We start from the raw sequence: 12,549 nt of genomic DNA, 5'->3' as shown, positions 1-12,549 counted from the left end.
GGTCCACCGCCGTGGTCAAACCACTGCCGCGCCTGAGGCTGCAGGGCTTCAACAACCTCACCAAGGCGCTGAGCTTCAACATCTACGACGTGTGCTACGCCGTCTCCGAAGACGAGCGCCAGCGGTACATCGAGTACATCGACGAGGAATACAACGCCGATCGCCTGACCCAGATCCTGACGGATGTGGCCGAGATCATTGGCGCCAATATCCTCAATGTCGCGCGTCAGGACTACGACCCCCAGGGTGCGTCGGTGACGATCCTGATCTCCGAAGAGCCGGTGATCGACAAGAAGCAGGCCGGCAACAAGGTGATCTCCGACGCGGTGGTCGCGCACATGGACAAGAGCCACATCACCGTCCATACCTATCCCGAAACGCATCCCCAGGCGGGCATCGCGACCTTCCGCGCGGACATCGATGTGGCCACCTGTGGCGTCATCTCGCCGCTGAAGGCGCTCAATTACCTGATCGAGTCCTTCGAGTCGGACATCGTGATCATGGACTACCGCGTCCGTGGCTTCACCCGCGACATCAAGGGCAAGAAGCACTACATCGATCACAAGATCAACTCGATCCAGGACTTCATGGCCAAGAACATCAAGTCCCGCTACGAGATGATCGACGTCAACGTCTATCAGGAAAACATCTTCCACACCAAGATGCACCTGACCGACTTCGACCTGGATCAGTATCTGTTCGAGGAAAAGGCGCGCAACCTGTCCTTCAAGGAGCGCATGAAGATCGAGAGCCTGCTCAAGCGGGAGATCGAGGAGCTGTTCCACGGCCGCAACCTGGCCGAGTAAAGGTCAACGGGACAGCGCAAGTTGCATGGCGCTACCCGATGCTCTTGGGATCTGAGGCGGGACGACCCGCCCGCGGCCCGACAGGTCCGCGCTGCTGGATGACCGACGACGGTCCGGGTTCGCGCCCGGGCCGTTTCGCTTTTTTCGCCCCGGCGGGTTTGGGTCGCAAGTGACGCACGCTGCAAGGAGAAAGGAATGGCATGGGCTTATCTGCTGGCCGCAGGCCTGCTCGAAATCTGCTTCGCCATCGGGCTGAAGTACACCGAAGGCTTCACCCGGCTATGGCCGAGCGTAGGCACGATGGCCGCGGCCGGCGCCAGCCTGTGGCTGATGACCCAGGCGATGAAGGGGATTCCGGTCGGGACGGCCTACGCGGTGTGGACCGGTATCGGTGCCACCGGCGTGGCCGTGGTCGGCGTGCTCCTGTTTTCCGAGTCGGCCTCGCCGGCGCGGCTGGCGTGCATCGGCTTGATCGTGGCCGGCGTCATCGGATTGAAGCTGGTGGGGTAACCGGGCCTGTGAGGCAGAGCGCTGAGTGGGAGCCGCCATGGCGGCGATGAGGCTTTACCAGTAAAGCCACTCGCCGCCGTGGCGGCTCCCACGGAATTGCTTCGTTGCCTGCGAGGGGCAGCTAGGCGGGTTGGCTGCCAGCTCTTCCCTCAAAAACAATGGCTGTGCCGAGACGAGGACGGGGAGCGTTTGGCGCCCGGCGGCACCCGCCTAGAGCCGGTACGCCACAGTCTTCATCGCCCGCGACGCGAGTCGCATCACGCCCGGGATCGGGAAGGGCAGGACGCGCGCTCCGGCATGCTCGGCATGGTCCGCATGGCGCGCCTCGTCCTCCTTCATCACTCGCAGGATGGCGCGGCTGCGCAGGTCCGCGGGGGGCAGCGACTCCAGGTGTTCCTCCAGGTGGGCTTCGACCTGGCGTTCGGTCTCGACCACGAAGCCCAGGTTCCAGCCGTCCCCGCGCAGCCCCGCCGCGACACCGATCGCATAACTGCCCCCGTACCACAGCGGGTTGAACAGGCTGGGGCGACTGTCCAGCTCGCGCAGCCGCCGGGCGCACCAGGCCAGGTGGTCGGTTTCCTCCTGGGCGGCCTCGCGCAGGTGTTCGCGGGTCTGTGCATCGCGGGCGACGGCGGCCTGGCCGGAATAGAGCGCCTGGGCACAGACTTCGCCGACGTGGTTGATGCGCATCAAGCCGGCGGCGTGGCGGCGCTCGGTCTTGTCCAGGGCGACATCGGGGGTGGCGCTGGCCGGGTAGGGGCGCTGGGCCGGCGGATTGCCGAGCGTGGTTTCCAGGGCGTGCTGGGCCTCGGCCAGAAGCAGGTCCAGGCGGCTATGCAGGCGGATGGCGGCGGTCATGTCGGGGCAGGGAGGTGGCGCCGCGCAGCGGCGGATGCGGCCATGTTCGCCCTGCACGGGAGCGCTGCCAAGTCGCGATCGCCGCGCAGGCCGGGCGCGCTGGCCCGGCGGTTGCAAAGCCGGGCGAGGACGCGTAAGATTCCGCGCCTTCGGTTTCACCCTTCACAACGCGTGGCAAAGTTCCGCACGGGTCAAGGCCTGCGCGCAATCCGCCCGACCAAACACAAAGAGCTTCTTTCATGAGCACCTTCACCGCCAAGTCCGAGACCGTCCAGCGCGACTGGTATCTCGTCGACGCCTCGGGCAAGACCCTGGGTCGTTTGTCCACCGAGCTGGCCCGCCGTCTGCGCGGCAAGCACAAGCCGGTCTACACCCCCCACGTTGATACCGGCGACTACCTGGTCGTCATCAACGCCGAGAAGATTGCCGTGACCGGCAAGAAGCTCACCGACAAGAAGTATCACCGCTTCACCGGTTACATCGGTAACCTGAAGACCGAGACCCTGCAGCAGGCGCTGGAGCGTCACCCGGAACGCGTGATCGAGACCGCCGTGAAGGGCATGTTGCCGAAGGGCCCGCTGGGCCGGGCCATGTACCGCAAGCTGAAGGTCTACGCTGGTTCCGCCCATCCGCACGCCGCTCAGCAGCCGCAGGTCCTGGACATCTAATCATGGCTATCACTCAGAACTACGGCACCGGCCGTCGCAAGTCCTCCACCGCCCGCGTGTTCCTGCGCAAGGGCTCGGGCAAGATCACCGTCAACGACCGTCCGCTGGACGAGTTCTTCGGCCGTGAGACCGCGCGCATGATCGTGCGCCAGCCGCTGGAGCTGACCAACAACACCGAAAGCTTCGACATCTTCGTGACCGCTGCTGGCGGTGGTACCACCGGCCAGGCCGGCGCCATCCGCCTGGGCATCGCCCGCGCGCTGGTCGAGTACGACGAAACCCTGAAGATCGAGCTGCGCAAGGCGGGCTTCATGACCCGTGACGCGCGCGAAGTCGAGCGCAAGAAGGTCGGTCTGCACAAGGCCCGTCGCGCGACCCAGTTCTCCAAGCGCTGATCATCTTCTGCTTTACGCCGGGCGGCGTTACAATGGCCGCCTGGTTGTTCCACAGCCCCGTCGCCAAGCGGTAAGGCACCTGACTCTGACTCAGGCATTCGGAGGTTCGAATCCTTCCGGGGCTGCCATCTTCAAGAAAGCCCGCCCTCGTGGCGGGTTTTTTCTTGGCCCCTCCAAACGGCCGCGCTCGCGTTCACGGCGTGTCCGCTCCTGTTGCATGGGTGGAACAGGGTCTGGCTTGGTCAGGTTGTAGAATCGGTGGCTGTCCCGCCGCGGCCACGCCGCGCGCATCATCTCGAGACAGTCTGTCATGCGTGTTTCCCCGCTTCCCCCCCTCACGCCGGCCGCGGATGTGGTCGATCGCATGCGCCTGGATGGCTACGCGGTGCTCGACCGCGCGGCGGTCTCGGCGATCGCCGGCTGTCCCGCCGATGCCTTCGACGCCCTGACACCAGGCTGGGATGACCTGGCCGTGGACACCTATCTGCGCGACGGCGGGCGCTATCGGAGGCGACGCCATGCCTGTTTCGTGCAAGAGGGCGACCGGCTCTTGCAGGCTCCGCCGCGTGCGCACTGGCAGTCGGAGGATTACAACGCCCTGCACGGCGGGATGCACCGCTGGTTCGAACCGGTCACCGCCGAGACCCTGGCGCAGGTGGCATGGCCTGGCTTGATCGAGGGTTTCGGTCGGCTCTTTTTCGCAATGCGTGATCAGCCGCGCTGGTTCGTGGAGGCGCACCAGTTCCGGATCGATACGGCCGATGGCATCGGCCGGCCCACGCCGGAGGGTGCGCATCGCGACGGCGTCGATTTCGTGGTGGTGCTGCTGGTGGATCGGGTGGGCATCAAGGGGGGCGAGACCCGCGTGTTCGAGGCGCAGGGCACGCAGGGTCAGCGCTTCACCCTGGAACAGCCCTGGTCGGCGCTGTTGCTCGATGATGCCCGGGTGATCCATGAGTCCACCCCGATCCAGCCGCTGGAGCAGGGGGGGCATCGCGATACCCTCGTGCTGACCTACCGTGCCGGCGCATTCCAGGGCGAGGACTGACGCGGTCCGCATCGGCCTGGCTGGGCGTCGAGGAGTGGTCTTCCGGTCGGGCGCGCAGTCGTTACAATCGAAACGATTGCGCCGGAGGGGCGCGGAGGACATCGATGAAACTGGGTTCCCTGAAGGAAGGCGGCCGCGATGGCACGCTGATCGTGGTCTCGCGCGACCTCAGCCGCGCGGTGCGCGCCACCGGCATCGCGCCCACCCTGCAGCGCGCGCTGGAGGACTGGTCCAACCTGGCGCCTCGCCTGAACGCGCTGTCCGAGTCGCTCAATGCGGATCAGGCCGACGGTGCGTTCGATCTGGAGATGGCGGCACTGGCCGCGCCGCTGCCGCGCGCCTATGAATTCGTGGACGGCAGCGCCTACCTGCCGCATGTCGAGCGCGTGCGCCAGGCGCGCGGCGCGCAGGTGCCGGAGAGTTTCTATACCGATCCGCTGATGTACCAGGCGACCAGCGCGGGTTTCCTGGGCCCGCGCGAACCGATCCGCGTGGTCAGCGAGGACTACGGCATCGACCTGGAAGCAGAAGTACTCGTCGTGACCGACGACGTCCCCATGGCCGTCGACGCGGCGCAGGCGGCCGACCACATCCAGTTGATCGGCCTGGTCAACGATGTTTCGCTGCGCCACCTGATCCCCGGCGAGCTGGCCAAGGGTTTCGGCTTCCTGCAGTCCAAGCCGCGCTCGGCGCTCTCGCCGGTCCTGGTCACCCCCGACGAGTTGGGCCAGGCCTGGCGGGACAACAAGCTGCACCTGCCGATGCTGACCCAGATCAACGGTGGCTGGTTTGGTGAGCCGGAGGCGGGTGTCGACATGCAGTTCGACTTCGCCCAGCTCATCGCCCATGTGGCCCGCACCCGTCCGCTGGTGGCCGGGACGCTGGTTGGTTCCGGGACGATCGCCAACCACGACACGGGCAAGGGCGCGTCCTGCCTGGCCGAGCAGCGCACGGTGGAGACTCTGCGCGACGGCAAACCCGCGACGCCCTTCCTCAAGTTTGGCGACACGGTGCGCATCGAGATGCGGGCAAGCGACGGAAGTCCCATTTTTGGTGCGATCGAGCAGCGAATCGAACGCCAGCCCTTGCCCTAGTCGGAGCAGGTTCCACAATGTGCGCCCGGTGCCGCAGGTGGTACCGCTTGTTTCCGTTGAAGGTGTCTTGACGCATGTCCGAGCGGTTGCGGCTGCATTCCTACTGGCGTTCCAGCGCGGCCTACCGCGTGCGGATCGGCCTGAACCTCAAGGGCCTGGCGTACGAGCTGCTGCCGGTGCATCTGGTGCGCGATGGCGGGCAGCAGCATCACCCGGACTATGTGCGCCTGAACCCCCAGCACATGGTGCCCACGCTGCTGCATGGCGGGCGCGTGCTGCGCCAGTCGCTGGCGATCCTGGAATACCTGGACGAAAGCTGGCCGGAACGGCCCCTGCTGCCGGCGGCCGCGCGCGATCGCGCGCGTGTGCGCGGCCTCTCCCAGTTGGTGGCCGCCGATGTGCATCCGCTGGGCAATCTGCGGGTGCTGCGCTACTTCGAGCACGAATGGCGGGTGCCGCCGGTCGAGCGCGATGCCTGGGTGCGCCACTGGATCGTCGAAGGCTTCCAGGCGATGGAGGCCCTGCTGGCCGACGACCTGGTCACGGGGACCTATTGCCATGGCGAGGCGCCGGGAATGGCCGATTGCTGCCTGGTCCCGCAGGTCTACAACGCGCGGCGTTTTGGTGTGGACATGACGCCGTTCCCGACCCTGAGCCGGATCGAGCAGGCTTGCCTGGCATTGCCGGCCTTCCAGCACGCCAGTCCCGAGTGTCAGCCCGACGCGCCAGGGCTGGCGCCGCTGGAGGTTTGAGAGAGGTCTCTCCTCCTGTGGGAGCCGCCATGGCGGCGACGGGCCTTTCCCCAGTAAGGTCCCATCGCCGCCATGGCGGCTCCCACGGACGTCTCAGCTGAAGCCGTGGGTGATCGATGAGGTGCCGCTCTGCTCGTAGAGGTCGGCATAGGGATCATGCTCGCCGGCAGCACCTTCGGAGAGGCGGAACTTCAGCGCCAGTCCGTCGCGCGAGTCCGCCGCGCGCAGCGCCTCGTCCTGGGCGATCTTGCCTTCCTTGACCATGCGGAACAGGCACTGGTCGAAGGACTCCATGCCGTCTTCCAGCGACTCCTCCATGGCTTGCTTGATCTCGTGGATCTGGCCACGGCGCAGCAGGTCTCGGATCACCGGGGTGTTGATCAGCACTTCGGCCGCCGGCAAACGCCGACCGTCCACGCCGCGCACCAGGCGCTGGGACACCACGGCGCGCAGGTTCAGCGCCAGGTTCATCAGGACGTTCTTGTGGGCGGTTTCCGGGAAGAAGTTGAGGATGCGCTCGATGGTCTGGTCGGCGTTGTTGGAGTGCAGCGTGGCCAGGCACAGATGGCCGGTCTCGGCAAAGGCGATGGCCGCCTCCATCGTGGTCGCATCCAGGATCTCGCCGATCAGGATCACGTCCGGCGCCTCGCGCATGGCGTTCTTCAGCGCGTTGTGAAAGGCGTGGGTATCCAGGCCGACCTCACGCTGGTTGACGATGGACTGCTTGTGCCGGTGCAGGTATTCGATCGGGTCCTCGATGGTGAGGATGTGTCCGGTGGTGCTGGAGTTGCGGTAGTCGATCATCGAGGCCAGCGAGGTCGACTTGCCCGAACCGGTCGAGCCGACCAGCAGGACCAAGCCGCGCGGGGTCATGATGATGTCCTTGAGCACCTCCGGCAGCTGCAGTTCCTCGATGGAGGGGATCTTGCTGCGGATGGCGCGGATCACCATGCCGACCTCGCCGCGCTGCTTGAACACGTTGACGCGGAAGCGGCCGGCGTCGGCCAGGGCCACGGCCATGTTCAGCTCCAGGTCGCGCTCGAACTGCGGCACCTGGCCTTCGTCCATCAGCGAGTAGGCGATCTTCTTGACCATGCCCGGTGGCAGGCCAGTATTGCCCAGCGGGTAGAGCTTGCCTTCGATCTTGATGTAGACGGGCGCGCCGGTGGTCAGGAACATGTCCGACGCGTTCTTTTCCGTCATCAGCTTGAGGAAATAGCCGATGTCCATGGTGAAAACCCCTGCTGGCGGATGCTTCCACGCGTTGCATGTTCGACGCGGGCTTGACGACAATGGCCGCGGATTCCCCATGAACGCCGCGTACCCTCATGATTCGTAGCTTCGCACAAATTCCTGGAGCGCTGTGTGCGCTCGTCCTTGCCTTTTCGTTCGCCGCACCGGCCACCGCGCAACAGGCCGAGATCGCCGCTGCGCAGGCCGCTGTCCAGCGTGCCACCCAGGCCGATGCCGACCAGTACGCCCCGGATCTGATCCAGTCGGCACGGCAGAAGGTCTCCCAAGCTCAAGCGTTGGGGGATACGCGCAAAGGGCGCCGCGAAGGGCCGGGGCTGGCAATGGCGGCCCAGGCCGACGCGGATCTGGCCCGGGCGCGCAGTGAACAGGCGACCACGCAAGCCAAGCTGGCCCAGGAGCAGGCCGAGGTCGACCGGCTCCGCAGAGCGCTGGCCACCCCGGAGCCGCCGCCACCACCGCCGGCGCCGCTGCCGCCCGCTGACGCCCTTCCCGCCCTGCCTGTCACCACCCCGGAGGGCACGCCGTGATCCTGTCCCGTCTCCTGATGCTCGCCCTGTTGCTGTGTTGCACGGGCGTCGCCCTGGCCGCTGATGATGAGGTGATCGCCCAGCTCAATGCGCGGCTGAGCGCGCTGGACGCCAATCCGGACCTGCGCGAGCAGGGCGCCTACGAACGCCTGCAGGCGGTTCAGGCGATCCAGCGTTATGCCGATGCGTCCCGTAGCGAGCGCGATAGTGCGCTGTACGTTGCCCAGCGCCGCGTCGAGATCGCCGAACTGGCAGCACAGACCGGGCGCACCTCCCAGCAGATCGCCGATCTCGACCAGACTCGCAACAGCCTGCTGCTCGAGGCCAGCCGCCGCGAGACCGCACGTGCCCGCCAGGAGGCCGAGCGCTTGCGCGTTCAGCAGCAGATCCAGGCCGAAGAGGCCGAGCGCCTGCGCCAGCAGGCCGACGCGGAGGCAGCCGCCGAAGCCGACCAAGCGTTGACCGACGCGACCGGTGCCCAGCAGGCCAAGCTCACCGCAGCCCGCAAGAAGGACGCGGCCCTAGCCCGGCAGGAGGCCGAGCTGATGTCCGGCGAGAAGCTGCCCAAGTCCACTTTCGCCGACGATGGCAGCGAAGCCTTCACCTTGCCCGCCGATGTCTTCGTCAGCGGCAAGTCGGAGCTGTCGGCAGCCGGCAGGTCCGCGGTCAAGGCGCTGGCCGCCTACATGGATGCGACCAAGGGCGCCAAGGCCCGGGTCGACGGCTACGGCGACAAGCAGACACCGGGCGCTCGTCGCTCGGCGGCGCTGCGCAGTGCCCTGCTCAAGGCAGGAGTGTCCAAGGCCCAGGTCAGCGATGGCGGCAACAAGGGGAGCGGGACCAAGGCGCGCGCGGCGGTGATCACGGTGGCGCTTTGATTTTCGTTAAAAATCAGTCATTTATGTGATTTTTGGGGTGGTCATCGCGCTTTGCGCGGGACTGCATCGGCGGCTCGTCGGATTGGCTGAATGTTGCCTGCGCAAAGCCTTGTCGACCCCGTTGGGCAGGAGTAGGGTCGTATGCCCAGGCGGGTCGTCAGGATCGTCTGGGCAGAACGGAGACGCCGAGCCGATGACGCCGATGCCCCAACCCGAGCAGTTCACCGCAGACGCCCTGACGGGGCGTCGGTCCAGCGATCCGGTGCTCCCCCACGCCACGCCCTGTGCCGCAGACCGGCCGGGGCGTTTGCATTTCAGCTGAAGGAGACTCCCATGTTCGAAGGTCAACCCCAGTCCGAAATCGAGGCATTGATCAAGTCCGATCCCGAGTTCAAGCAGCTCTACCAGCGCCATCGCAAGCTCGACAAGAAGGTGACCGACGCCGAGCTCGGCGTGCTGGCCATCGACGATGGCACCCTGGGCCAGATGAAGCGTGAGAAGCTGCTCGCCAAGCAACGTCTGCAGCGCAAATACGACGCCGCGCCCCACTGACGCCCCTTCGCAGTCGCGGGTGCCGGTGACTTCCTCGTCGGACGCCGGCACCCGCGCAATTCCCCTGACCGCGGCGGCCCTTGGGTCGCCGCTTTCATTTGGGGGGGCGTCCTGTTCATCGGCCTGAACAGTGCCGGGGCGGCGCGGTGCGATAATGCCCCACGTTTCCAACCGCGAGCCTGTCCAGCGCATGACGATCCATTCCTCGGTCCTCGAGCTGATCGGACACACCCCCATCATCAAGGCCCAGCATCTGGATGCCGGCCCTTGCGAGCTCTATCTGAAACTGGAGAGCGCCAACCCCGGCGGCTCGATCAAGGACCGGATCGGCCTGTCCATGATCAGCGCCGCCGAAGCCCGCGGCGACCTCAAACCAGGCGCCACCCTGGTCGAGGGCACGGCGGGCAACACTGGCTTAGGGCTGGCGCTGGTGGCCCAGCAGAAGGGCTATCGCCTGATCCTGGTGGTCCCCGACAAGATGAGCCGGGAAAAGATCTTCAACCTCAAGGCGATGGGCGCCGAAGTCGTGCTGACCCGCTCGGACGTGGCCAAGGGGCATCCGGAGTACTACCAGGACCTGGCTGCGCGCATCGCGCGCGAGACCCCTGGCGCCTACTTCATCAACCAGTTCGGCAACCCGGACAACCCGGCCGCGCACGAGTTCGGCACCGGCCCGGAGATCCTGGAGCAGATGGGCGGGCAGTTGGACGCGATCGTCTTTGGTTGTGGCAGCTCGGGCACCATGACCGGCCTGTCGCGCGCCTTCGCCAAGGCCTCGCCGCAGACCGAGCTGGTGTTGGCCGACCCGGTCGGCTCGATCCTCACCCAGTACATCAACGAAGGCACGCTGAGCGAGAAATCCGGCAGCTGGCTGGTGGAGGGCATCGGCGAGGATTTCCTGCCGGACATCTCCGACTTCACCCGGGTCAAGAAGGCCTACGCGATCCCGGACAAGGAGAGCTTCCTGACCGCCCGCGAGCTGCTGGCCAAGGAAGGCATCCTGGGCGGGTCTTCGACCGGCACGCTGCTGGCCGCCGCGCTGCGCTACTGCCGCGAGCAGACCACGCCCAAGAAGGTGCTGGTGTTCGTCTGCGACACCGGCAACAAGTACCTGTCCAAGATGTACAACGACTACTGGATGCTGGACAACGGCTTCATCGAACGCCCCCAGCACGGCGACCTGCGCGATCTGATCCTGCGCCCGTACAGCCAGAAGGACACCGTGGTGGTGGCACCGACCGACCTGCTGACCACCGCCTACCAGCGCATGAAGCTTTACGACGTGTCGCAGTTGCCGGTCATGGAGGGCGAAACGCTGGTCGGCATCATCGACGAATCCGACGTGCTGCTGCATGTCTACGGCGACGAGGCGCGCTTCGGCGATCCGGTGGCCACCGCGATGGTCAGCAAGCTGGAACGGCTGGACGTGGCCTCGCCGATCGAGGCGCTGCTGCCGGTGTTCGACCGGGGGCAGGTGGCCATCGTGATGAACGGCGAGCAGTTCCTCGGTCTGATCACCCGGATCGACCTGCTGAACTACTTGCGACGCCGGGTGCAATAGATGCGGCGTTCATTTTTGAATTCAGGTACTTGGCGCTCACCTGCCGGTGAAGGCGCTGTTAGAATTCCGACCGCTCTTTGAGAAGTCCCCCATGTCCGACCATACCCGCGGGAGCCAGGACGGCGACAGCAGCCTGGCCTTGGCGACGCTCGCCATCCACGGCGGGCAGTCTCCCGATCCCAGTACCGGGGCGGTGATGCCGCCCATCTACGCCACCTCGACCTACGCCCAGTCCAGCCCTGGCGAGCACTCGGGATTCGAGTACAGCCGCACCCAGAATCCGACCCGCTTCGCCTACGAGCGTTGCGTAGCCGCGCTGGAAGGGGGCTCGCGGGGTTTCGCCTTTGCCTCTGGCATGGCCGCCACGGCCACCGTGCTGGAACTGCTGGACAGCGGCGACCACGTCATCGCGATGGATGACCTGTATGGCGGCAGCTTCCGGTTGTTCGAGCGCGTGCGCACCCGCAGCGCGGGACTGGCCTTCAGCTACGTCGACCTGACCGACGCGGCGGCGTTCGAGGCGGCGATTACGCCAAAGACCAAGCTGGTGTGGATCGAGACGCCCACCAATCCGATGCTCAAGATCGTGGATATCGCCGCGATCACACAGATCGCCAAGCGCCATGGCCTGATGGTGGTGGTGGACAACACCTTCGCCTCGCCGATGTTGCAGCGCCCGCTGAGCCTCGGCGCGGACATCGTGGTGCATTCGGCCACCAAGTACCTCAACGGCCACTCGGACATGGTCGGCGGCGTGGCCGTGGTCGGCGACAACGCCGAACTTGCCGAGCAGCTGGCGTTCCTGCAGAACTCCGCCGGTGCCGTGCAGGGTCCGTTCGACAGCTTCCTCGCCCTGCGCGGCCTGAAGACCCTGCACCTGCGCATGAAAGCGCATTGCGACAACGCCCTGGCGCTGGCGCAGTGGCTGGATGCACACGACGCGGTCTCCAAGGTGATCTATCCCGGCCTGCCTTCGCATCCGCAACACGATCTGGCGGCCAAGCAGATGTCTGGTTTCGGCGGCATCATTTCGTTCGAACTCGAGGGCGGCGCTGAGGCTGCAAAACGCTTCTGCGAAAATGCCCAGTTGTTCACCCTGGCCGAATCACTCGGCGGCGTCGAGAGTCTGGTTAACGTGCCGGCGCTGATGACCCATGCCTCCATTCCCGTCGAACGCCGCGCGCGCCTCGGGATCACCGATGGGTTGGTTCGGTTGAGTGTGGGAATAGAAGGCATCGCCGATTTGCGAGGTGATCTGGAGCGGGCGCTTGCTTCCCGATCCCGTCATCCTTGATAACTCGCTTGGCATGCTGAAAGCCGCGATCCGCATCCAATGAAACATCCTACGATTGACGCGTCGCGGAATGTCGGCCAAAGCCGCGTGTGGCTAGCAGCTTGCATGCGTTTCGTCCTGCTTCGCCCAGCCTTGAAGCGTCCTCTCATTAGGATCCTTTCCATTACGCCTGGCGTTCTGCTGGCGATCAAACGCTTCGGTGTCCGTGCTGGACTGGCACAGTCAATGGGTCACGGTCATACCGCCATCAATGGACGTCCAAAAGTGCTCGTGCAGGAGCTTGGCTTATCTGCGCGAGGCGCGCAGATACTAGATGAGCTGCGTAACGCAATGGCCGTTAAGGACGATTGAC

General features: G+C 65.8%; 15 protein-coding genes and 1 tRNA gene. 14 read left to right on the top strand and 2 right to left on the bottom strand.

The features are described 5' to 3' along the window. Positions 1 to 11: 11 nt before the first annotated feature. Positions 12 to 806, top strand: coding sequence for an adenosylmethionine decarboxylase (gene speD, locus PJ250_RS04320; RefSeq protein WP_271647317.1), 795 nt, complete (start codon positions 12 to 14; stop codon positions 804 to 806). A 195-nt stretch (positions 807 to 1,001) separates the two neighbouring features. Beyond that, a complete protein-coding gene (gene sugE / locus PJ250_RS04315) occupies positions 1,002 to 1,316 on the top strand; it encodes a quaternary ammonium compound efflux SMR transporter SugE (RefSeq protein ID WP_271647316.1) in 315 nt (104 codons plus the stop codon). Positions 1,317 to 1,526: 210 nt separating this feature from the next. Here the strand turns inward: sugE and coq7 are convergent, their stop codons facing one another. After that, positions 1,527 to 2,174 carry a 2-polyprenyl-3-methyl-6-methoxy-1,4-benzoquinone monooxygenase gene (gene coq7 / locus PJ250_RS04310; protein ID WP_271647315.1) on the bottom strand — a complete coding sequence of 216 codons (648 nt, stop codon included), beginning with the start codon at positions 2,172 to 2,174 and terminating at the stop codon, positions 1,527 to 1,529. Positions 2,175 to 2,413: 239 nt separating this feature from the next. Between coq7 and rplM the strand changes: the two genes are divergently transcribed. The 6 genes from rplM (at position 2,414) to maiA (ending at position 6,131) form a co-directional block, all read left to right on the top strand. Continuing rightward, a complete protein-coding gene (gene rplM, locus PJ250_RS04305; protein WP_271647314.1) occupies positions 2,414 to 2,842 on the top strand; it encodes a 50S ribosomal protein L13 in 429 nt (142 codons plus the stop codon). Between the two features lie 2 nt (positions 2,843 to 2,844). Next, positions 2,845 to 3,237, top strand: a complete 393-nt coding sequence (gene rpsI / locus PJ250_RS04300) for a 30S ribosomal protein S9 (RefSeq protein ID WP_271647313.1) — start codon at positions 2,845 to 2,847, stop codon at positions 3,235 to 3,237. A 53-nt stretch (positions 3,238 to 3,290) separates the two neighbouring features. Next, positions 3,291 to 3,365, top strand: a tRNA-Gln gene (locus PJ250_RS04295). Positions 3,366 to 3,547: 182 nt separating this feature from the next. Continuing rightward, positions 3,548 to 4,285: a 2OG-Fe dioxygenase family protein gene (locus PJ250_RS04290; RefSeq protein ID WP_271647312.1), complete on the top strand. Its 738-nt coding sequence runs from the start codon at positions 3,548 to 3,550 to the stop codon at positions 4,283 to 4,285. 104 nt (positions 4,286 to 4,389) lie between these two features. Continuing rightward, positions 4,390 to 5,379, top strand: coding sequence for a fumarylacetoacetate hydrolase family protein (locus tag PJ250_RS04285; protein WP_271647311.1), 990 nt, complete (start codon positions 4,390 to 4,392; stop codon positions 5,377 to 5,379). A gap of 74 nt (positions 5,380 to 5,453) precedes the next feature. Continuing rightward, positions 5,454 to 6,131 carry a maleylacetoacetate isomerase gene (maiA, locus tag PJ250_RS04280; RefSeq protein ID WP_271647310.1) on the top strand — a complete coding sequence of 226 codons (678 nt, stop codon included), beginning with the start codon at positions 5,454 to 5,456 and terminating at the stop codon, positions 6,129 to 6,131. Between the two features lie 93 nt (positions 6,132 to 6,224). On the opposite strand, the gene PJ250_RS04275 is transcribed toward maiA, so the two are convergent. After that, positions 6,225 to 7,361: a PilT/PilU family type 4a pilus ATPase gene (locus tag PJ250_RS04275; protein WP_271647309.1), complete on the bottom strand. Its 1,137-nt coding sequence runs from the start codon at positions 7,359 to 7,361 to the stop codon at positions 6,225 to 6,227. A 98-nt stretch (positions 7,362 to 7,459) separates the two neighbouring features. Here PJ250_RS04275 and PJ250_RS04270 point away from each other — a divergent pair, with 98 nt between their 5' ends. The 6 genes from PJ250_RS04270 (at position 7,460) to PJ250_RS04245 (ending at position 12,548) form a co-directional block, all read left to right on the top strand. Continuing rightward, on the top strand, positions 7,460 to 7,912 hold the full coding sequence (locus PJ250_RS04270; protein WP_271647308.1) for a DUF4398 domain-containing protein: 453 nt from the start codon (positions 7,460 to 7,462) through the stop codon (positions 7,910 to 7,912). After that, positions 7,909 to 8,790: a hypothetical protein gene (locus tag PJ250_RS04265; protein ID WP_271647307.1), complete on the top strand. Its 882-nt coding sequence runs from the start codon at positions 7,909 to 7,911 to the stop codon at positions 8,788 to 8,790. Before PJ250_RS04270 ends, PJ250_RS04265 begins: the two co-directional genes overlap by 4 nt. A gap of 333 nt (positions 8,791 to 9,123) precedes the next feature. Further along, positions 9,124 to 9,342, top strand: a complete 219-nt coding sequence (locus PJ250_RS04260; protein WP_271647306.1) for an HP1242/YdcH family protein — start codon at positions 9,124 to 9,126, stop codon at positions 9,340 to 9,342. A gap of 190 nt (positions 9,343 to 9,532) precedes the next feature. Then, on the top strand, positions 9,533 to 10,903 hold the full coding sequence (locus PJ250_RS04255) for a pyridoxal-phosphate dependent enzyme (protein ID WP_271648520.1): 1,371 nt from the start codon (positions 9,533 to 9,535) through the stop codon (positions 10,901 to 10,903). Positions 10,904 to 10,994: 91 nt separating this feature from the next. Then, positions 10,995 to 12,197, top strand: coding sequence for a cystathionine gamma-synthase (locus tag PJ250_RS04250; protein ID WP_271647305.1), 1,203 nt, complete (start codon positions 10,995 to 10,997; stop codon positions 12,195 to 12,197). Positions 12,198 to 12,302: 105 nt separating this feature from the next. After that, positions 12,303 to 12,548, top strand: a complete 246-nt coding sequence (locus PJ250_RS04245) for a hypothetical protein (RefSeq protein WP_271647304.1) — start codon at positions 12,303 to 12,305, stop codon at positions 12,546 to 12,548. Position 12,549: the final 1 nt, after the last annotated feature.

The organism is Pseudoxanthomonas sp. JBR18 (assembly GCF_028198165.1).
In the GTDB taxonomy this organism is placed as follows: Bacteria; Pseudomonadota; Gammaproteobacteria; order Xanthomonadales; family Xanthomonadaceae; genus Pseudoxanthomonas_A.
This window is presented reverse-complemented; position numbering and strand designations above follow the sequence as displayed.